The following is a 22,886-nucleotide window of genomic DNA, read 5'->3' on the forward strand; positions in this document are numbered from 1 at the left end:
GTTTAATTTCTAGCCTTCTTTTTCTATTTGTTCTTTTATATAACTTGCATTTAGCCAAAAACATTTTTTTCTTTCATATGTGCCTTGAGGAGTTAACATAACATCATTACTATCTTTTCCTTTTGGTCTTATATGTGCAATTTTCTTATCACTTATTTTAATAAAACTGTTATATTCTCCTGCTGATATTTTATCTACAGTATTTTCCCATACATAGTGCATACTCCCTTCTAAATCTGCTATTGGCATATTCCAAAACATAACCTTATCTACTACTATTTCATCTAAACTTAATTCTGATTGTTTCTCAAAGTTTCTTGTGGCTTTAAATATAATCCATAAATGCTTTTTATTCTCGAATTTATCTCTTATAGATGATTCTTCCCATGTTTCAGCATTAATATCACAGTAATCTATTTGCTCAAATGACATAGATTCCTTAGGCATTCCACTCGGTTTAAGAAGTATTGTTTTAACTTCAATATTAGCCTTTTTGAATTCTTCTAAGTTACCTAATTTGTCGCCAAAAGTTTTTTTACAAATATCATCTACAATTAGCTTATTAAAACTTTTAGCTTTTCTTTCTCTTGTAATATCATATTTAGTAATAATTTTTGCTAGCGAATATTCTTGTAACTCTTTAAATAAATTAAGTATAACTTCATCAAAAGATATACCTTTAAATGTAGCACTTATAGCTTTTTCCTTTTCTTTTGTAAAATATACTTCCCTTTGTAAAAGTTCTTCTATAATAGAATCAGCATATGATCTTTTTAATGAAAATGCTCTTTGCGGTGCTAATACTACTGAAAATGGCTGATGTCTTTTACTTTTTGCTGCTGTACTCCCCTTAGTACATGCTCCTAAGTACATTGTATCTCCCTCAGAAATTTCATGAGCCTTTCCATCATTAATTTTATTGACAATTGTTTCCCAATCTTTTTTAATTACTATAAAATCTTCTTCTGAAGGACTCCAAACATTAATTATCTTAAATATTAATTTCTCAATAGGTTTGTCCTTTTCATTAAGGTAAAACATAAGTAATAATTGTCCACATTTTTCAAATAATGAATTACTATCCCATTTTTCTTTATGAATCTCCATAAAATTTATTATTGATAAAACAATTCTTTCCTTAGCTGAAAGGCCTTGTTTCTCCCTTAAATAACCAGATTTTTCTTTATGTTTTATCTCCTTTAATGGTACAACCTTAAGTTCTATCCCCGCTTCTTTAAAATCAGCTTCCTTTCTAGAATTAACCTTATATCCAAAATACTCTTCTTCTACAACTTGTCCTAATCTCCCCTTTGATGCTTTATTATTGAATCTATGAATAAAATTAGCACCTAAAACATTGGATAAGTTTTTATCTAATAATAATCTTGCATACTCCTCAATAGATTCTTTATTACTTTCATTGTAAGCCATTGTAACACCTCTACCTTATATTTTTCTAATATATAAATACATATTTTTTTAAAATAATTTAGTATCGCCTGATACTTTAATATTTTCTTACTGTAAACAAAATCAAATACTATATAATTTCAACAAATTATTTTAAATAATTCTACTAATGTCTAATTTACTTATAATATTTAAGATTTTTATTAAAGATTATAATTATTACTATATAGAAGGTAACACTATATTGGAATGAAACGACTTGATTCCTATTATACTTCATTTTTTTATTATTTAAGTAATTATAACATTTAATCCCAAAATTCTCAAAAATTTTAGAATTTAGCCATAATAAAAAGCACTCAACCAAAAATCGAATGCCCTTTACTATGCTTAAAATCCACTGCTTATTATTTACAATTACATTTAATTACTTTAGTATTTATCATCAAAAACTCCACTACGTAAGCAACCCTTTACTACATTCACATAAGTATCTCATCCTAGATGCTTTATGCATAAAATAAATCTTATGTTTTATGCCAAGCACTATGACCCCTATAAGATTTGGTTATACTTAGTTTAATATGAGCGAAGTGAATTTACCATTACCTCTAGCGAAACAACTCACCAAATATCAAATACAAATCCTCATCAGAAGTAGTAACCCGTTCCAACTCATTATTACTAATTGCATCCAACATTATTTTTTCTTTCTCCATTAACCTATTATATACTAATTCATCTATTGAAAATTCTTTTCCATCATATTGAAACAAATCTTGCATATAGTAGTATTGTGTATACTGATTTTCTGGCAACCCTAATCTATGAATACGATCTTTAGATTGAAGTAAATGCACTAAATTATAACTATACTCAAAATACACCGCATCATGACAAGCAGAATGCAACGATACTGATTCTGCAAGTGTGTGCGGATTTGTAATTAAAACTTCAAAATTTCCTTTTTTAAATCTATTAATAATGGAAATTCTATCATTTAATTCTATTTCACCATATATGCATTGCGTTTTAATTCCGCAATCTTCCAAAAGCAATTGCATACGTCTTATAGAATCCTTAAATATACACCATGTAATTACTTTTTTACCCTGTGCAACAAGTTTTTTTATCTGTTTAATACAAGACCTCATCTTTGAGGTTACTTTAATAGAATTTATCAACCTTTCAACCTCTGCTGAATAATCAACAAAATCGATATCATCAATATCATTCGTTATATCCAATATATTTTCAAATTCACTTATATCTAAAGACTGTAGTAGCATTTTAGGATTTGACTCAAGCTGTAATAATCGGATGAGTAATACCAACCTATTTTTTCGATATTTGGATATAATTATTTCGAATAACTTTTGTTCTTCTTTAGTAGTTTGTATTATAAGCAATTCATCCGGATTAGCCTGTGGAACCATTAACTCCTGCTTTGTCGTTCTGCAAAAAAAAGGCTGAATCTTTTCATTAATCATCTTTCGTTCTAAATCAGATGGATTCTTTAACATCTGTATAGGAAATCCAAAGAATTCCCTATACTCATCATTATATAAAATATGCAACATATTATATAAATCTGTATATGAATTAGGAATTGGTGTGCCCGTCATAACAACCGTATATGTTGAATCCTTTGAAATTTCTAATGCATGTCCTGCATACGTTCCCGGATTTTCTCCCTCTACTCTTTTTACTTTATGCACTTCATCAAATACTAATAAAGTACTATCATCAATCAGTTCAGTAATTTCATTTTTATAAGTGCCTAAAGATTCATAATTAAACAAAATCAAATTGACGTTTCCAGTATCATATGTTAATGCACGTTTCTTATCAGCAGTATTTTTATAAATCATATTGTGAATATTAAATACTTTTAATTTTTCCTTGCCTTCAAAACAAATATTAAACTCATCAATCCAAGAACCAAATGCATTCTTAGGACCAATCATTACTATTCTTTTAACTAACCCTTTTGACTTTAAAAAGGCATATAACCCTAAAACAGATGATGTTTTTCCAGAACCTGGTACAGAGAAATTACTAGACTTGTTCATAGCAAACATAAAGAACGAATCCCATAACTGTTTTTCGCGTAATTTTCTAGTCATATTTTCATTTACTATCCTACAGTACTCTTCAAATCGACTTCTTAATTTTTCATCCTGTCGCTTTATTTCTACCCCTAAATTTGCTCTCTTATCAATGTATAAATTTCTTGCCTCAATATAATCCAATAGCCTCTTTGTTGCAAAGTATCTTACACCTATTGAGTCTGCTTTATTCTTTATAATCCTATGAATATTTTGATAATCAATGTAAGACAGTGTCTCTTTAAAAAACATACACTTCCCGTTAAAGCTATCAATGTGTCGCTTCAATTTAAGTTTATAAAATGCACTTTTAGTTATCCAATCATCGTCTTCCATATTTATTCTCAATATAAGACGATTAACATAATCTAAAATGACGCAATTTTGTTGCAATAATGTTTTCTCAACTAATATTTCACCTTTATTATGTCTTAATATCTCCTTCATAATTACATCCTCTGCCTCTAAAACAATGATTTCATCATGTTCATTGTTCCACAATTTATTAAATTCAGCTATGCTTTTTGTTATTATTTTTTCATAAAACCCATAAGAATCCAATATCCAACTACAAGTAACAGTAAATCCTTCATAATTATTATGAAGAGCTGCTGCCGTTTCGTTGTTTGATCCCCTAAAGCAAACTACATCTTCATTTTCATCATAAAAAATTCCACATTTATCATGAAACATACCTAGCTTTACAAATGCAATTTTAATTTCGACTATTCCTATTGATATTAAATAAGCCAAATTTGATATATTTTTTTCTTCTTCTAACGATAATTTCTCGTTTAAATTATCCAGTATGCTACTTTTTATATTTTCTTTAAGTTTATATCCTTGCTTGATTATTTCATAATCTTCAACAGTTATTTCTTCTGAAATAATAAGCCTATACTTATGCCCTTGTCTTACAAAACATTCAAGTCCTCTTGCATATAATGCCAATGTTTTTGCTGAAAAATACGCACTAATTCTATCAAATTTAACTGCACTTTTAAACATTGGATTATAAAATTCTTCAACCAAGTCATAATCATATGATGAATAAATTGGATTTAAAGATAGATTTCTAAACATTAGTTGCAAGTCTTATTACATCTAATAATTCTTGTAAATTATCAAGTTGTGTTGTAATTGCAGATATTTGTTCTTCGTTAAGTTTACTAAAAATATTAGTATCTATTGTTTCCAATGAATCTCCTACTTTTTCTAATGTATACAACGGTCTATTTCTATTTTCTGAAGATTTTGCCTTTTCCACTGCCTTTTCGAGCGATCTCTTAAGTTTTTCCTTGGTATCTACATCACTTCTGAAAACTTCATTAATTACCTTATTTGTTACCTTTCCGACATCCGGTAGCTTGTCTATAACCTTTTCAGCGATTTCCATCTGTTCCCCTAAATATTCACTTAAATATTTTGAACTAGCAATTGTCTTAATTTTACGAATAAATCTTGTCATATCCCCAAGAGGTTTAATTAAAAAATTGGTAAATACAGCACTCTTGACCTCATCCTTTTCATCTTTGCCTTTAACTTTCTTTAAAATTCCGTGTAATTCAACTAAAGGACCATTTAAATCCATATCCCTTGCTATATAAAATTGTTTCGGTGCATTAATCATTTCTAGGAATTCAACTAAAAGCATTGCTAATTCAACCTGCTTTATTAATGCTTCCTCAGTTACATTTGTATACCTAGCATATTCTTTTTGTGTTAAAAGTTCATTCTCTATAATATCATTATAAATGCCGACAAGCCTATCAATAGGGTTATAGTCTACTTTGCTTTCTTCTCCATGTTGAATCATAAGTTCCAGCATTTTGATTTGCTTAGCATTGTTTTTAAGATTCATTTGAAGAATTACTGTTTCAAAATAGTTAAATCTTGCATCATCCTTTGCTAGATTACCTAAACAAGTAACTCTTCTATTCCCATCAATAATTCTTCCATCTAAAAGAACAACTCCCGGTTCACGTTGATATACTAGCCCAATATTGGCTTGTGTCTTTTTAATAGCATCTGGATTACTTTTACATATAAACTCTTGAATGATATCATTGTATGCTTTTATATCAGACATATCCAATTCAGTAACATTATTATCGGCCTTATATTGACTAATCCATGTAGCAATACGATCATTTTGATTATTAAAAAATAGATAATCTAATTTCACCTTATATACTGGATAATTCTCCGTAATTCCATCAATTATAAGTTTTCTAGATAAATCTGTTTTTATAACGAATCCTTTTTCAATTCCTTCACTTATTAAATTCATATTATACCTCCTCAAAATACTCATCATAATCAATATAAATTTTTTCCATTATTGCATTATAATACAATTCTTTTTCTTTAGCTATATTGGGTATTTTATATCTTTCTATTGTAATACCATACACACTACTAATATTTTCTATCAAATCGAAAATATCTATACTTCTGTATTTGCATACAACCTGCTCTACCAAATCATTTAAATTTACTCTATCAGCGCCCTTTCTAAATATAAAATTTCCATCAATTTTTCTATACTTAAATCGTGTATCACACCTTAACAACGCACTATAGAACCAATTATCAAATCCTAGCTCGTCTAACCTATGTTCAAATCCTTTTTTTCTTAATGATTTAATCGTAAACAATTCTTCAACAACAAATTCATACACATCATCTATAAACTCTTGCAGTTTTTCTTTACCAATACCCTTTTGCTCAAGTCTCCTAATATTAACAAATTCATTTGGCAAAAACTCCACTATTTCAAACTGCCCTTTGAGCATCTGCAAAGAATTATAATAGGCTTGCCAACATGTAAACCGTGAATCCAATAAAGTTGCATCAAAAATATCATTATTTAACATTATGGTTCTAAAATACTGTTCAAGATTTGTAAATTTATCCGAATAAATTATGCCTGTATTTACTTTAAATCCTAATCTCTTTAGGTTATATGGGTTAATAAGTTTTGGATTCCCCATAGGAAATAACTTAATGTATATTTCTCTAACATCCTTAATTAGATAAATATCATCTTCTAATTTTTCTTTCACTCTAATAAACTCATTGCCTAACAAGCCTTCAGAATCAATCGTATATAACCCATTATGATAAAATCCATCAATGCTTTTGAAATAATTAGCTACTGCCGTTTCTGTTTTTACTCCATATTCTTTTTCATATGCTTTTGCTAGCTCGTAACTTTCAATTGGAGCAGTTTCTAATAATATATCCATCACTTGCATATCTCTGTCTGGTTTTCCGAACTCTATATTAGGCATTCTAGATAATATAATATTGAAATTGTTATTATCAAGAAATACTTTTTTCATTAAATTATGTAATTCATACTCATCCCTAATATCCCACTCCTCCATAATTTCAATATAATCATTAAAAAATTTCAAAGTAGAATATTCTACATTTTCAAATTGGCTTAGATTAAGAGCATCTACTATCCTTTGTGCATTCATTTCAGTAAAATCATACTTGCGTAACTTCTTACCGTACTTCCATAATACCTTTTTACTATTAGCAAGTGTACTTTCAAAATATCTCTTCGGATACATAAATTTATTTATTTCATGCAAGCTATAATCTTCCAAGAACATATAATATAAATCAGATAGATCCTGAGATGTCACTTCATCTTTACAGTAAGTTCTTAATATATACTCTAATATCTCTTGCCGGTCCTTTTTTATCCAAGAACTACCAACCATTATGTAGTCCTTGAATATTATTTTTTCTGCTCTTAAACGAATCTGAATAGTAATATCATAATCTTCTAATATATCCTCTGGACTTTTATTCCCTCTATTATATTTATATTTTAAATATCCATATACCAAATCAGATTCATTATATGCATATCTAAACAGTTCTGATGTCCACTCATACTTTTCAAAACTTTCTTTATAATCATCCTCTCTTACCCTTGGAATTTTTTTTACAACCTTTTTTTCTAATTGGCGTACTCTCTCCCTTGTAACTTTAAGTATAATTCCAGTTTCTTCTAACGTTTTCCCTCTAAATCGCTCATATAACATTGTTTTTTCTCTTTCAATTTCTAATGAATTTATATACTCGCTAAGAATCGGATATGAAATTCTATAATTCCCTTCATATTGTTCTATTCTTTTTGTTTCAATTAACTCATTTATTATATTTTTTATAATATCACTATTCTTTAAATGATTTGGTATATTCCTCATAATTTCTGGTAAATTAATTAAACCCTCCATCTTCTTTACAAATCTAAAGATATGCTTTTTCAATAAATCTCTCAGAATATTATTGTCATAAACAATATCCAAAAACTCTTTATTATTTATTAATTCTTCACTTCTTACACAAACAACATCTATAATAACAGAACTTGTTTTTATTTTCATATATATAATTGATTTTAATGTTCTTTTATCATATTCCACTAAACTCTGCTCATACTCTTTTAACAATACGTTGATAATTTCTTGAATAGCATCGTTTTCTTTTATATTTTCTTGATCATAAATTATATGAACAACTGATTTTAGAGTATCAATTATCTCATTTCTACACTTTTCCCCAAGATTCTTTATTTCATTTAGTGACTCCACCCTTAATTCTACTAATTGAGATGCATATTGATATCCATTTAGTTTAAGTGCGTTTAGAGATCTTACCGACAGCTTCATATCTTTAATTTTAATATCATCGCCATATTCTTCACTTTCATAATAGAATAATATCTTTGAAATTTTTTTTTCACTATCAGCAAGTATATCCAACACAGTAAATTCTTTATCTTCAAAAACAAAATCACTAGATTTTAATTTTAATATTACATTATTAATTTCTTCTAATGATTTCGCCCCTAAATTTCTGAATTTTTCCAACTCATATACTGGAACTTCTAACAACTCCTTAACAGTATTTATATTGTTTCTTTTCAAACAATTATACGATCTCACAGAAAAATTTAATTTTTCAATATACAATTCATTTTCTTTAATATTTTTCATACTTTTCCACCCTCACCAAACTACTAATTATTAAATTATTTATTGAAATTTTAAAATTAGCAAATTCACTTTGCTAAAAAAATCCCCGGCGGAAATGAACCAATTGTACCCACAATTGGTTTTGCTATTAGTTAAAGGTTAATGCCTTCTTATATATAAACCTATATTTTGCTTTGACTTTTTTAGTCTTATTCTGCTAATGTCTCAACTTAAATTTTAGTTTTTGAAACATTACTAAAATCGCCTGTTGACATAGCAGTATATGTCTTAGTTGCACCCCGCTCCAAATTTATTCATTTCACCAGCAGCATCAATTAGTTTGCTGTTTTTATCATAAAAACCACTCACTATAGTAAAAGTATGTTCCTTAGTATCCGTGTTCTTAACTTCACTCTCTACGGTAGTAGTTCCTGATTCACCCTTAGATACTAAATTTGAGAATGTACGCACAGAAGCTTTATCTTGTGCCGAAGATTCAGCCATAGTATCTACTTCTACTTTATAACTATCTGATTTACTAAAATCTTCAGTATCCATTGCTGTAAAACTCTTAGTGTCCGTAGGCTATAACTCATTTATTGAATCCATAGCTGTTCCAAGAAATTTTTTAGTTTAATCATAGAAACATACTTTAAGGGTAAAAGTATGTTTTTGACCATCATTACTTTTTGCCTCACCATTTACAGTGGCAATTTCACTAGCTGAAGTAACAAGTATTTTGGAAAAATTTATATCATCTTTTTTAGGAGTAATTGAAGCTGTAGTCGTAGTTCCACTTGTACTCCCATTACTACCCATAGCTTTAGTTAATCCTACTACAACAATAATTGCTAATATAAGAGTTAATAATTTATGTTGCCTAAAGAAATTTCTCTAGTCTTTGCCAAAATGTACACACTTCTTTACCCCTTTAGCAATCTAAGTTTATTGATAAACAATACATAATTCATTTAACCCACACTCCATCCACTTATTATAGTTATATTATACCATAAACATACAAATATTGATGGTTTTTGTTCAACCTACCGGGGAATTTTTGAAGGAGCTTGAGACTGAGATTGCTACCACCATAATAATACTAAAAGCAAGCAATACTTTACAATTATTGCTACGAGTAGAGTAAGTCAGAGGCTTTCGCCTCCTTCTCCTCATCAAACCGTGCTTGCGGTTTTCCCGCACACGGCTTTCAGATATTCATCTTCCTAAGGCATTCAGTTTTAGTAAGATAAGTGTCCTAACCCTAATCTTTTCAATTTCACAATTAACTCTCCTGTGTATCTACATCTATACTTTAATTGTTTCTTATTTCTATACCATATAGCAAATATAAACTTCCAGTTTATGTAACGACCTCCGAGGTCATAGTAAAAACTGGAAGTTTTCACTTTCTACAAGAAACCGTCCATATGGTAAGCTGACTTTACCATCTGCAAACCTCTTTCTCTTGCCCCATGTAATATTCTCACTTATAGACCTACTTTCTTCCTGCTGTGACGTCTGCTGGAGCATATCGACCATCTACTCACCATCAATTTCTACAATGAGTGTATCGTTAATCATATCCTCAATTCTGTTTGCCTCCTTGATATGATTAACAAAATCGTAATTTAGCATTTCCTCATTCCATATGCGAACAATACTTTTTTCAGCAACATACTGCAGGCTTTTAATTATTCTTGAAATCTTATACAGGTAGCTGCCTTCATCATACATGGAACTTTCATCTTCCCATTCTTTCAACTGGCTAGAGTACTGTAGGGCAGGCATATTTAAACTCAGTTCCTTTTCATGTCTTGTGTAATTATCTTTCAGCAATTTACAATACTCCTGTGATTCCAGTAACGCCTTGAAATCCTTGTAAATAATTCTGGATTTCACATCATAAGCAAAGTAAGGTGTGACCTTTCCATCTATTGGATTAACAAACAAGTGGCAATAAGAATATAATTCAAAATTTTCCAGTTTATTCACATCCACTATGCGGCCATGAATCTTTCCAGATCCTCCAAGTCCTTTTACGAACTCGGAAATTTTCTTCTGCCCACCCGTGTATCGGTCTAATAGCTGGTGAATATTTTCCGTATAGATATCAAGAGTAGCATAATAATATTGTAAATCCTCCAGGCTATTCCGTAGCAACTTGCCCTTATTGAAATCTGAATACTGACTCTTTGTTATTTCATGAATGCCATCTTCTAAATATGCAAAAATATCATATTCATTATCAATATAGAAGTATTTTAGTCCTATCGTTTCTGTTTTATAACCAATTTGATTATCTGCATAAACCACCTTTTTACTGCTAATATCAAAGTAATTATGGTGGTTATGTCCGTTTACGTAAATCCAGTTCGGATTATGTGAGTCTGCATTCCAGTCCCATTTCTGCATATGTGGAAGCACTATAACCTTATTATGAGGAAGAGCCTGTAGCAATTTTCGATATATGGTATCAAATCTACGAGTTTCAGAAATATCTCTTTTCAGTGCCTCTTCCGCAGATTCCGATTCCTCAAAAGATTTTCCATAACGCATGTTCACAGCATTATATTTATCATTTAAGCCGCTAAATCCAATGCCTCCAAACACTGCTATGGAACACTCCTGAAGCAAACATAAACTTACAGTTTATGTAACGACCTCTGAGGTCGTAGTATTGGGCGTAGAAGCGGAAATCTTCCATTTTTATCTTCTACATCTTCATAATATATTCCCATAATTTCACTCTCTACCATAGCATCAGTCTGTTCTCTGTGGGCATTTGAATGTATATATGTGAAGTCTAAATAGGTATTTTAGCTTTAAGTGCATAACAAAGAACATAACAACAGTTAACTTCATAATATATATAATGTATTTATATTATGGAGGGAAGGCTTTGAGCAAATTCCACACGGAAATGTTACACGTTAATTTTGGCATGGGAACAGGTGAAACAAACCCAATTATTCCTAGAAAATATACCCTTACTCATTCAGACGTTACCGGAGAATTATTTTTGACTATTGCAGCAAAGTATGATTATGATAAAATCACTGACATGAGGGATGAAGTGCTGGCAGAATGGATCATGGTTAATAGTGAGTACGCACTGATGGTTAATGTTATGGTAGATAAAGAAAAGAACCCAATAATGTCAGCGGTACGTAATAGCATTTTCACAAAAGAATTACCGCTAGCATTGCAAGCACTTAGATATGGAGATAGAGAATTTTTTAGAGAAAATCCCTCTTTAGATAAAGCACCTATTTATGTGAAATTTAATTCTGTTTATCCTATCTTTAATCGTTTAGAACTATGGGGAACGCCTTCAGATTATAAATAACAAATTCACTCTTTTCATAAAAACCCCCGGGGTACGTAAACAAATTGTGAACACAATTTGTTTTACTAAATTAAAACGTAAGAAAACCCACAACTAATTAAATAGTTGTGGGTTTTACTGTATAATAAATACGATTTTAATACACTTTAGCTATAATTAATTCTGACAAAAAATCAAAAAATTTAGTCCAATGCTTTTTTTTTAAGAATATATACATTATTATATAAATATTTATTTCCAATGGCACAAAAATAAATAAATAAATAATATTTTCTATTCTTCCTCTAGATTTTTCCATCTAACAAGTAAAGTTTGTCAGCATATTTGGACTCATCTGAAATCTTCAGCTCAGAATTTTTAGCCGCTTGTTTAACCTGAGCACCAGCTATGTTAGGTTTGACAATACACCCAGCTCCAGCCACACAGCCACCCGGACACGCCATTCCTTCAATGAGATATCCATCATACTTTCCTTTTGCGGCATCATTACACATCTCCCTACATTCTCTCAGTCCATTCGCAGCTTTAATCTTCACTTCTCGCCCTGGATGTTCTTTTTTTATCAAATCAGCTACAGCCTTAGCGACTCCACCTGCAACCGCAAAGCCTCTTCCTGAACCAGTTGCTTCATTACTCAAGCTCATATCTGTACCAATTATTTCTACTTCTTTGGCTGTAAGCATTCCAGATAACTCCTCATATGTAATTACAAAATCAACTTCACTTTTTACGCTTTTTCTGGAAGCTTCTAATTTTTTCGCACTACATGGCCCAACAAAAACAATCATTGCATCTTTATATTTTTCTCTCACAAGTCGAGCAGCAAAAACCATTGGAGTCAAAGTCATTGAAATATTTTCAGCATATTCAGGATATAATTTTTTAGCCATAACAGACCATGAAGGGCAGCATGAAGTACCCATAAAGGAAAGTTTTTCAGGTACATTTTCTATAAAATCTTTTGCCTCATCAATTGTACAAATATCTGCACCAATCGCAACTTCAACAACATCTTTAAATCCAATTGTAATCATCCCTCTTTTAAAATCATTAAATCCAACATTTCTACCAAACTGCCCCACATATGATGGAGCTACAATTGCAATTACTTCTTTGTTTTGATTAATTGCCTGAATTAGTTGAAATATTTGGCTTTTATCAGATATTGCTCCAAAAGGACAATTTACCAAACACATTCCACAGCTAACACATTTATCATAATCTATTGATGCTCTGCCATATTCATCCGTATATATTGCATCCACTCCGCATGCCATGGCACATGGGCGCTCATGTTTTATTATTGCTGAATACGAACACACTTTAGCACATAAACCACACTTTATACATTTTTCCTGATCAATAACACTTTTCCCATTAGCTATATTAACTGCGCCTTTAGGACAAACTTCTACACAAGGGTGTGCTAGGCAACCCCGGCACATATTTGTAACTTCATAGCTATTTGTTGGACAAGAATTACAAGCAAATTTTATAATATTTACAAGTGGGGGTTCATAATATTTTGAAGGTTTTGTTGCCCCCTCTAATCCCTCCGTAATTGATCTTGGTTTATCACTTGGTCTTAAATTTAGTCCCATTGCCAAACGGATTCGCTCACTAACTATTGCTCTTTCAAGAAATGTACTTTCTCTATACTTACCCACCTCTCCACGAATGATCTCATATGGAATATTCTCTATATCTTTTAAATTGTCTTCAAAGGCCATCTTACTTACGGCCGTAAAAACTTTGTGTCTAATATCAGTAAGTGTTTTATATTCGTATTTCATTTTTACTCCTTTTATGCTTTGATATTTATAAAAACTACATATATATATTCTTCGTTAGAATATCATATAGCAATAATTCAGTCAATTTTGTTTGTGTATTTATTTTACTTATAGCTTTTTATATTATGACTGGTTAATTATCATGAATTTTTCTTTAATTGCTGTGATTGCACCTTGAACAGCGCTCTTACCTTTTTTCTATATGACTATCCCATTACAATGGTCTACTTCATGTTGAATAATTTGAGCAATCCATCCTGAGTATTTTCCCCTTCGCTTCTTAAATCCCGAATCAAAATACTCTACTTCTATCTCTTTGAATCTATTAGTTTTTCTAACACCTATAAGTGAAAGACATCCTTCTTCTGTTTCATATTGACCCGATTTATTCACTATCACAGGATTAATCATCGGAACGTTCATATCACCCATACTGATCACAATAATTCTTTTTTTGACACCAATCATATTAGCTGCCATTCCTACACAGCCTTCTTTATTTGCTTTAAGCGTATCAAGCAAATCCTGTATCACCTGAGCATCTGCTTTTGTAGCAAGTTCTGATTTTTGATTAAGAAAAAATATGTCTTTCATAACTGATCTAACCATATGTTATACTCCTTCTTTAGTCTTATTTATATTTTTAAATGATTCCTCTATTGTACAAATACATTATGGAGCTTGTATTAGAAAATGCATAGCAAAATTTGATTTTACTATACATTTTCTATGAATTCAATATAATTTCTTAATTAATAATGGTAACTTATCTAATTTTTCACTATATCGTTCTTCATTAAATAACTCCTCGTTTTTCAAAACATAATATAGCTCTTCCACTAAAACTGCTCCAATCATTTTCTTTGCCATATCTTGTGCATATCCACAAGCTACTAATTTTCCAAAAACTTCAGTTGTACATTTAGGATTGTTATCCTTTATTTGATTTTCAACAGTTTCCATAATATGGTCTTTTAATTTATCCTTTACCAAGATTGCATTTCCCCTTTATTTAGTTATTGTTTATCGCAAACATTGTTCTCTAAATACTAAACATCTATATCAATGATAACATAGCTGATAAGAAATATTAATACATTCATCCCTTTTATACTATCTTCTTTTATTCTGAAACTCCCACGCTTAAAAGCATGTGGTTCTTAGGTACTAAATAACTTTCTTTAATATCACGAATGATATTAACACTAATTATTTTCCCCAAAAATTTCACCATCAAGGATTGCAACAACCCGTTAGCGATAGCATAATGCCCGTTTCAAGACATTTTTTTATTCTAAACTCCCATACTACTTAAATTATCTAATCCTTGCAATCTTTTAATTTCTTTACTATGCAATACTAAAAACTTTTCAAAATCTTTATTACATGCATCAAAATTTATACTGCATAAATCATCATTAACATTTTTAATTAGGTATGCCGAATATATATCCCTTTGGACTTTGATTTGTTTGCCATTATATTCAAAATCATTCCACCTTTGAGATAATTTCTTTTTACTATATTGTTGATTTAAGTGGTTATACTGTGAAGCTTTCACTTGCCACGTATTAATTTCAAAGTATTTTCCGCCTTTAGATTTTAGCTTATTTTCTAGCATTGTTAAAAATTTACTAGGTGCTTTATTTGCTAATGATTTACCAAATCTCTTTTTCTTGTTAATCCTTCCAGTCTTATCATTAGTAGTTGCATTTTTAACACGTTTTTGCAATCCTTTAAAATTCATTTCTTCAACATAGACTACATTGCAATTTTTTACTATTTCATTAATCATTATATTATGATCTTGTTCTCTTATATCCCTTTGTTTCCTATATATATCTTTAAGTTTATTCTTAGCTTTTACGTATCTCTTTGAATATTTCCATTCTAATTTAACACCTTTTTTTATACTGCAATTTTCATCGAAATTATTAGGATTAGTTTTTCTCTTACTTCTATCCATATATCTTTGAATTCTACGTTTTTCATTTTCAATATTTTGTACATGTGGAGCCAATTCATATAGCTTAACATCAGATTCACAAGTATAAGCGATTGTCTGTGTGCCTATGTCAATTCCGCAATCTCCAAGGCCGATATCATTTCTAATTTCTCCTGTCTCTTGGTTAAACTTAGTAGGAGCTACTCCATCCAAAACTATTTGAAGTATATATTTATAACGCCCTCGTACAAATTTCCTTTTAATTCTACAGAAACATATTTTATTCCTTAAAGCATCTATCTCATATTGGTTATTTATATTAAGCATTGTTTCAATCTTTAACCCATTCCATTTAAGCGTATTTGTTTCAATATCATATTTTATTCCAGTGCCATTAGATTTACCTTCTAATGAATTTAACGGATTGTTTCTACCTTTAAAGTGAACTTGTTCACCTTTGCCAAATAAATTATTTTCTAAAGATTCCCATACTCTTGATGCAATCTTCTGAGCAGTGAAGCTGTCTAAATTATGTTTAAATGTATGTTGCGTTGATCTTACATCTTCATGAAGTGAATATTCGGTTAGCCTAAATTCTTTAAGCATTGCATTTTTAATATCAAAATACGGAGTGCAAAGCTTGTTCAATTCTTTCTTGTCCAATTTATTTTTATAAATATTTGATAATTCAGATTGATTTTTCCTCCAGTTTTTAGTCTTGCTCATTTCATTATACCTACTTAAAGCTTTACCTAAAACTGAATTATAGATCTTCCTTCCAATCTCAAATCTTTTATCCAATATCTTTTCTTCAAATTTTTCAAGTTTAAGATTTAGGTTCAATACGAACCGTTGTTTAGCTTCTTTTTTTGCCACTGAATATTCACCTCACTTTCTATAGTTGAAGTTTCAATTTTAACGACATTTCAGAAGGAAGTCTCCCACTTCTATAAGCTGGAGTTACATACCCTAACAAACAGAAAACTTCAGTGGAAGTATAAATCTCCTTCTGAAGTCGTTAATACTTCAGCTCCGCAGGAGATGATTTAATCCCCTTAGTTATGTATTTAAGTCTTCTTCTACACTATGTATTAATAATATTTTCTCCTATCCCTTGGACAATATACAAAAATGATAATTAATTATAGTGTTATATTTGTTCCTTTATTATTTTTTTTATAATTCTTTTATTGCCTATCGACAAGTGCTATCCATCCCACACCTTAAGGAGTGGGCTTTCCGCACAAATTCATTGTAAATTCAAAACTGTAATTAGTTTTGAAAAATATATTGACTTCAAATTGAATAGTAGTTTGTAAATGTTACAATAAGCCTGTGAATTTTTCAGTGAGACAATAAAATCCAAAGAATAAAAAGACATTTAGGTGTGCAGTGGTTTATATTAATAAGCTTAGGGAGAAGAATGTTGATGTAGATTTTATTGCAGATGATAACATGGTGGATTGACTATACGAATATATTAAAAGGGAATTCATTTGAACTGCCCCCTGTCAAGTAGACAGTGGAAATAATTAAAGATTTTATGTAAGGCGTCTATTATTTGGTAGGCGCTTTATTTATGCTGCATTACCTAATAGATATCGCTGATATTCCATTGGTGTCATGCACTTTAAACGTTTTTGATAACGTCTATTATTATAATATTCTATATAGTCTTCAATCGATTTCTTTAAGCTTTCATAGTCTTCAAATTTATGAAGATAATACATTTCTGTTTTTAAGATTCCCCAAAATCCTTCCATTGGACCATTATCAATACAATGCCCAACCCTCGACATGCTCTGTATCATTCCAGCTTTTTTTAGTTTTTCTTTAAATATTTTTGAAGTATACTGGAAACCTCGGTCACTATGAAATATTGGTTTAGCATCAGGGTATACTTTAACAGCAAGATTAAAGGTTTGATAAACCAATTGGTTATTATTAGAATGACCAATGACATATGAAACAATACTTCTATCACCTAAATCAAATATTGCACTTAGATAAGCCTTTTGTCCACTTCTCCCATATTTAAACTCGGTTACATCTGTAAGCCATTTTTTATTGACTTGTTCTGCTTTAAAATTTCTATCCAAAATATTTTCTGCAGTAACTTCAGGAGTTGACTTAATATAATTATATCTTTTTTTTCTGCATACGGATTTTAATCCTAATATCTGCATCAGACGATAAATTCGTTTATAATTAACTTTTTTATTATATTCTCTACGGATTTTAATCGTCATCTGGCGATAGCCTAAGATACCGTCTTTTTCCTCATATAACTCACAAATAAGCTTTAATAATTCTTCGTTTTTCAATACTCGGTTACTTTTTTCTCTGTGTAGCCATTTATAATATGCAGAATGGCTAACGCCGCCTATAATGCACAACTCAGTTATAGGAAATTTATCTTTGTTAGATAATTCTTGGATTGCAAGATAAGTATCTTCGTATCTAGCTTCGCTTAATATCGCCTTCTTTCTATCTCTTGGATTTTTTTTAGAAGAGCATTCTCCATCCGTAATCTTCTATTTTGTGCTTCTAAAAGCTTGTATTGAGCTTTTAGCTTTTCATCTTCTGTCATTAACTCTTCAGCCTTTGGCTTTCCACGTCGGTCCAAAAGCCCTTCAATACCAAACTGATTATACTTCTTCATCCAGGTATAAATCTGAGGATAAGATACCTTATATTTTTCAACAGTTTTATTATAACTGTTATTGTTTTCAATACAGTACTTTATGATTTCAATGCGTTCAATATAAGAAGTTTTGCGTCCTTTGGTCATGATTATTTTTCCTCCTGTTCCAGAAGATTTTATGTTTTCATGACCATTATACTTCTTTATCCAATTGCATAAAACTGTATTTGACGAAATATGATACTTAATGCATAAATCATTCAGTGAGCCATGCCCATCAAGATATTCTTTTACAATGTTAATCTTGATTTTGGCAGTATAAGAAGTATTTTTGCTAGAATGTTTTAACCCAGCTTCACCTTCTGATTTATATCGTATTACCCATTTTTGAAAAGAACTCTTATGTACTTGAAGTTTGTTGCATAAACTTAACATACTAGCTTTTCCATTTAAATATGATGTTACAGCCTTAATTTTTTGTTGGTCTGATATAGTTGATTTTCTTCCCATAAAAAAATAGCCCTCCTTATAGTAAACAGTTTTATTATTTTAACTGTCTACCATAAGGGGAGCATATCAATTTGAATTCCCTTTTAACTTGTTAAAGACTAGAAAGGCAGTAAAAATAAAATAAACATTATCTACTCTGCATCAACATGATTTGATTAAGCCACTCAAATGCTGCAGTATATATAATTAAAATATCCTCTTTAGATTCTCTAAAATTCACATTATATCTTGGCTCTGATACCCATCTAATAATTTCAAATTTCCTTTCGACTATTATATTCGGCACCTGTGTCCCTTTAGGAAGAGACGAAATTAAATAACTTATATTATGTGTCTTATACTTTCTGTCAGTCAAATCATTCCCATTAAGCTCTAAAAGTGCTTTAATTATTTTTTCAATTGCTTGATTTACATGATAAGCCGCATAATTAATTTCTACTTCGTCTGTGCAATTTGTAAGACCAAAATTCGCATACTTCAAATCACTCTTAGCAAGATGCAGATAATTGCTCATATATTCTTACCCCTTTCGCCCAAGCGTTCCTATAAAAATTATTATTTTCCATATCACTAAGGAATAGTTTTTTATTATATCCAAATAAATCAATTTCTCCAAACTCGTGTAAATCTACAGTTGGATAAAACTCAGAAAAATCACCTAAAACGATTATATCAATATCACTAAAGCTACTACAGAAAAGCGTTGTGGCACTACCAAACACTATAATATCAGTGATGTGCTTACCAACATTATCTTTTAATAATAGATTAGCAATTTCATAAACTTTCCTTTGTTTGACTGGATGTATACATTCATAATTATCCAACCCAATTAAATTTTCAAATTTATAATTGGTATTATTACTTGTATTAAAAATATTATCTAATGCATAGAAATCTTTTAAACATTCTATCATAATATTTCACCTTCCTATTCTTATATTGTATCACTACATAAATTGAGTGTAAATAACAAAGGATGACTGTCACTTGTCGAAAGGTGTAAAGTTAGTTGTTTTAAATTAAATTATCTATACCATTAACCGTAGTTTGTTCATTGTCATTAATAGGAATAACTATGCATTTTTGGCCATTAATTATTTGAGATTTTATTTGAGATACTTTTTCGGGTTTTACTTGTAGTATAACATCATAATGAGGGCTCCCATCACTATCTTCTGAATATGCATCTGGACCTTTCTCTAAATTAGTTTCTAAAGTTTCTTCTAAATCAGTTTCTAAAGCTTCTTCTAAAACCACATTATCATCATTAACTTCTGTAGACAGGTCAGTTTCATTATCTATAGTATTCTCTTTTTCAACTTGATCAAGTCTAGCTTGAAGTATTTCTACTTGTTTGTGAAGGCGTTCTTCCTTTTTTCTTTGCACATTTGCCTTAAGAGCCTTTGCGTCAATTAAATTCTTTGCTAAAGTAATATCATCACCAAAGTTCTCTACATAGGAGTTTTCAATCTCAGTAGTAATTTCCTGCGGAACTTCACTTTCTATTAAAAGTTTTTGTATATCCTTCTTTGTTAAGCTTATAGGTTCACAGTCTGCATCATCGTTTAAATCATTGTATTCTTCTATCAAAGTGCTTAGATTTTCTTGTATATCCATAAAAATTTTATCAGCTTTATTTTCATCAGAACTAAAAGAATCTTTAATAATTGATTGGAATGTTTCCTTTTGCACCGTAGCCGTTTGTTTTGAAAGACAACCTAGAACATTTTCCATTAATTCAGTATGTGTATCCTTTGCATTTTTTGTATAATACATAATAGAGTTAACATCGCAGCTACGATCAATAAAAGCAGGAAACACAAAGCCATTAATCGGGGACTCGACTACCCAATCTCTAATACGTGCTTTTATTTCGTTTTTTTCTTCAAAGTATCTAAGACCAGGCTCTGAAAGTGAAACTGGACATATTGCACATAACACATATTCATATACTTCTTCAGATTCATCTATCTTTATATTATCTCTGGTTTTGCTAACAACATCATAAGCATCATGAAAAAAGAGTATTAAAAAATTACCAGTGTAATCATAATTGTCTATAATCAAATCATAAAGGTTATCTACAAGAGCATCATCTTTTAATTGACTGTTTTTAAGCTGCATAAGTGAAGTCTGTCTTTCATTTGTAAATTCTTCATTAACTTCAAAGTTAAGTTCTAAAATATTATTCCCAATAGTTCCAGACAGTACTTTTTTAGCAATTTCTAAATATTTAAAGTATTCATCCTCATCTAAATTTAGAAAGCTTTCTCTAAATTTTAAAATAGTATGTTTTTCTCCATTAACATAGCAGCCACACATTTTAGTGAAGGTGCATTGCTCTTTTTTAAAACGTCTTTTTAACTCAAGTATATCTTTTCTTCTCATGTATAAGCTCCTCAATTTATAGACAAACCTTACGTAAATTTATAGTTGAAGTGGTTTGTCTTTAGTATTTTTTGTTTGTAGCTATAATTAATATATTATCGTTATTAATTATAGTATTTTTTTTACAGAAAATAAAGGATTTATATATCAGTTTTTTAAATGATTTCTATTGAGAATAGAATAGCAACACAGCTTGTACATTTCATTTCCAATTTATGGTATTTGTTTTTCTAACCCTACAGTATGAATTATTGGTAATTAATCTTTGCAATCTCACCAATAGACTGTGCGAAAACACAACATCATGGTATAATTTTATATAGTATAAAATTTTATAATAAAAAAACAATATGAAGGAGCAAAAAAATGAATGGATTAATGATACTTATTGCTATTTTATTTATTTGCTTGTATGGAAGCATAAATTATTATATAGGTTTAAGGATGTGGCAGAACCTATTTCGCCATATTCCTTGTATAAATCCCAAAATATATTGGATACTGTTTTCAATAATAGCATCATCATATATTGTAACAACGCTTATACCTTCTTTCATACCAGCAATAATATCAACTAAATTAAATATTATAGGATCATATTGGATGGCAATAATGTTTTATCTTATTTTAATATTGCCTATAATAGATTTAATAAGAGTTATAAATAGAAAAATTATAATTCTCCCAAGAAGTTTATCTGGCGATACTAATGTTTCGTTAATAGTAATGGGTCTAGTAGTTGCCTTTATATTTGGTGTAATGATATATGGTACTTGGAGTGCTCGTAGCGTAAGAGTAACAAAGTATGATCTAAATGTTGATAAAGTTGCGGGTAATCTAGAGACCTTGAAGGTTATTATGGTCTCGGACATTCATCTTGGGATTATGGTAGATAATAATAGGCTTACAGGTATGGTAAATAAAATCAATGATTTAAAACCTGACATTGTGTTAATACCTGGAGACATTATTGATAGTAGCATTGACCCTTTTGTAAAAGAAAACATGCGTGATAACTTTAGGCGAATTAAAAGCAAATATGGAGTGTATGCCTCCCTTGGTAATCATGATGGAATGGGAAGTAATGTAGATGATGTAGTTAAAAATTTTGAGAATGCAGGTATAACTGTGCTGCGTGATAATTCAGTTTTGGTAAGTGATAGCTTTTATGTTATAGGTAGACAAGACCCATCCTTAGAGCGTGTTACAAAAATTAAAAGAAAAGATTTGTCATCCTTAGTAAAGGACTTAGATAAGACAAAACCATTTTTGCTTATGGATCATCAGCCAGTAAATTTAAGTGAACCTGAAAACCAGGGGATTGATTTACAACTATCAGGTCACACCCATAGAGGTCAGATATTTCCTGCAAATATTATAACCAATGGAATTTTTGAAATAGACTATGGGTATTTAAAAAAGAACAATTCTCAATTTATTGTATCTTCAGGTTATGGAACATGGGGACCTCCAATTAGGATAGGTAGCCGCTCGGAAATTGTTGAAATAAATCTTAAACTCAAATAATAAATAGTTATTTAGAATGTAGACGAAGCTACTATATTTCTTAGTTTAAAGTAATGTAGTAGCTTTTCCTTAATGGTTTATGGTTTAATTAGTAAGTGGGTCCAGCAAAGCGTGTCCCCACAACAGGGTCAGACCCTTGGCAATAAAAATACATCTGACAGACTTAAAATACTATAGTAAAATAAATATGAAACAGAAAACTTGAAATAATT

18 protein-coding genes are annotated in these 22,886 nt (G+C 30.1%); 2 read left to right on the forward strand and 16 right to left on the reverse strand.

What is annotated here, in order from left to right; all coding sequences use genetic code 11:
* Nucleotides 1-9: 9 nt before the first annotated feature.
* From KTC92_RS05460 to KTC92_RS05495, 7 genes are all read right to left on the reverse strand, one after another.
* On the reverse strand, nucleotides 10-1,431 hold the full coding sequence (locus KTC92_RS05460; protein WP_220287468.1) for a Sau3AI family type II restriction endonuclease: 1,422 nt from the start codon (nucleotides 1,429-1,431) through the stop codon (nucleotides 10-12).
* A gap of 590 nt (nucleotides 1,432-2,021) precedes the next feature.
* The gene (locus tag KTC92_RS05465) at nucleotides 2,022-4,601 is read right to left on the reverse strand and encodes an SNF2-related protein (RefSeq protein ID WP_220287470.1); all 2,580 of its coding nucleotides are present in this window, start codon (nucleotides 4,599-4,601) and stop codon (nucleotides 2,022-2,024) included.
* Nucleotides 4,594-5,808, reverse strand: a complete 1,215-nt coding sequence (locus KTC92_RS05470; RefSeq protein ID WP_216304098.1) for a hypothetical protein — start codon at nucleotides 5,806-5,808, stop codon at nucleotides 4,594-4,596. Before KTC92_RS05470 ends, KTC92_RS05465 begins: the two co-directional genes overlap by 8 nt.
* Before the next feature lies 1 nt (nucleotide 5,809).
* On the reverse strand, nucleotides 5,810-8,536 hold the full coding sequence (locus KTC92_RS05475; protein WP_220287472.1) for a DNA-directed RNA polymerase subunit alpha C-terminal domain-containing protein: 2,727 nt from the start codon (nucleotides 8,534-8,536) through the stop codon (nucleotides 5,810-5,812).
* Nucleotides 8,537-8,803: 267 nt separating this feature from the next.
* Nucleotides 8,804-9,073 carry a hypothetical protein gene (locus KTC92_RS05485; RefSeq protein ID WP_220287474.1) on the reverse strand — a complete coding sequence of 90 codons (270 nt, stop codon included), beginning with the start codon at nucleotides 9,071-9,073 and terminating at the stop codon, nucleotides 8,804-8,806.
* Nucleotides 9,074-9,148: 75 nt separating this feature from the next.
* Nucleotides 9,149-9,334: a hypothetical protein gene (locus KTC92_RS05490; RefSeq protein WP_216304101.1), complete on the reverse strand. Its 186-nt coding sequence runs from the start codon at nucleotides 9,332-9,334 to the stop codon at nucleotides 9,149-9,151.
* 723 nt (nucleotides 9,335-10,057) lie between these two features.
* Nucleotides 10,058-11,128, reverse strand: coding sequence for a hypothetical protein (locus KTC92_RS05495; protein ID WP_220287476.1), 1,071 nt, complete (start codon nucleotides 11,126-11,128; stop codon nucleotides 10,058-10,060).
* Between the two features lie 289 nt (nucleotides 11,129-11,417).
* Between KTC92_RS05495 and KTC92_RS05500 the strand changes: the two genes are divergently transcribed.
* Nucleotides 11,418-11,864, forward strand: a complete 447-nt coding sequence (locus KTC92_RS05500) for a staygreen family protein (RefSeq protein WP_258280702.1) — start codon at nucleotides 11,418-11,420, stop codon at nucleotides 11,862-11,864.
* Nucleotides 11,865-12,148: 284 nt separating this feature from the next.
* Here the strand turns inward: KTC92_RS05500 and KTC92_RS05505 are convergent, their stop codons facing one another.
* The 9 genes from KTC92_RS05505 to KTC92_RS05545 form a co-directional block, all read right to left on the reverse strand.
* Nucleotides 12,149-13,657: a 4Fe-4S dicluster domain-containing protein gene (locus KTC92_RS05505; protein ID WP_220287477.1), complete on the reverse strand. Its 1,509-nt coding sequence runs from the start codon at nucleotides 13,655-13,657 to the stop codon at nucleotides 12,149-12,151.
* Between the two features lie 198 nt (nucleotides 13,658-13,855).
* Nucleotides 13,856-14,266, reverse strand: a complete 411-nt coding sequence (locus tag KTC92_RS05510) for a peptide deformylase (RefSeq protein ID WP_220287479.1) — start codon at nucleotides 14,264-14,266, stop codon at nucleotides 13,856-13,858.
* A 126-nt stretch (nucleotides 14,267-14,392) separates the two neighbouring features.
* Nucleotides 14,393-14,650 carry a hypothetical protein gene (locus KTC92_RS05515; RefSeq protein WP_202881859.1) on the reverse strand — a complete coding sequence of 86 codons (258 nt, stop codon included), beginning with the start codon at nucleotides 14,648-14,650 and terminating at the stop codon, nucleotides 14,393-14,395.
* Nucleotides 14,651-14,951: 301 nt separating this feature from the next.
* Nucleotides 14,952-16,478, reverse strand: a complete 1,527-nt coding sequence (locus KTC92_RS05520) for a transposase (RefSeq protein WP_216304106.1) — start codon at nucleotides 16,476-16,478, stop codon at nucleotides 14,952-14,954.
* Between the two features lie 701 nt (nucleotides 16,479-17,179).
* Nucleotides 17,180-18,133, reverse strand: a complete 954-nt coding sequence (locus KTC92_RS05525) for an IS3 family transposase (protein WP_216304646.1) — start codon at nucleotides 18,131-18,133, stop codon at nucleotides 17,180-17,182.
* Nucleotides 18,073-18,756 carry a helix-turn-helix domain-containing protein gene (locus KTC92_RS05530; protein WP_258280590.1) on the reverse strand — a complete coding sequence of 228 codons (684 nt, stop codon included), beginning with the start codon at nucleotides 18,754-18,756 and terminating at the stop codon, nucleotides 18,073-18,075. The genes KTC92_RS05525 and KTC92_RS05530 overlap by 61 nt, the downstream gene beginning before the upstream one ends.
* Nucleotides 18,757-18,883: 127 nt before the next feature.
* Entirely contained in the window at nucleotides 18,884-19,270 is a 387-nt protein-coding gene (locus KTC92_RS05535; protein WP_220286931.1) for a HEPN domain-containing protein, read from the reverse strand.
* Nucleotides 19,245-19,673, reverse strand: coding sequence for a hypothetical protein (locus tag KTC92_RS05540; protein WP_220286932.1), 429 nt, complete (start codon nucleotides 19,671-19,673; stop codon nucleotides 19,245-19,247). The genes KTC92_RS05535 and KTC92_RS05540 overlap by 26 nt, the downstream gene beginning before the upstream one ends.
* Nucleotides 19,674-19,773: 100 nt before the next feature.
* Nucleotides 19,774-21,147, reverse strand: coding sequence for a DUF4317 domain-containing protein (locus tag KTC92_RS05545; protein ID WP_220286933.1), 1,374 nt, complete (start codon nucleotides 21,145-21,147; stop codon nucleotides 19,774-19,776).
* A 366-nt stretch (nucleotides 21,148-21,513) separates the two neighbouring features.
* Between KTC92_RS05545 and KTC92_RS05550 the strand changes: the two genes are divergently transcribed.
* Nucleotides 21,514-22,674 (forward strand): metallophosphoesterase, encoded by a 1,161-nt coding sequence (locus KTC92_RS05550; RefSeq protein WP_220286934.1) that lies wholly within the window; start codon nucleotides 21,514-21,516, stop codon nucleotides 22,672-22,674.
* Nucleotides 22,675-22,886 lie beyond the last annotated feature (212 nt).

Origin of the sequence: Clostridium sp. CM027 (genome assembly GCF_024730565.1) — a bacterium.
Lineage (GTDB): Bacteria > Bacillota > Clostridia > Clostridiales > Clostridiaceae > Clostridium_AD > Clostridium_AD estertheticum_B.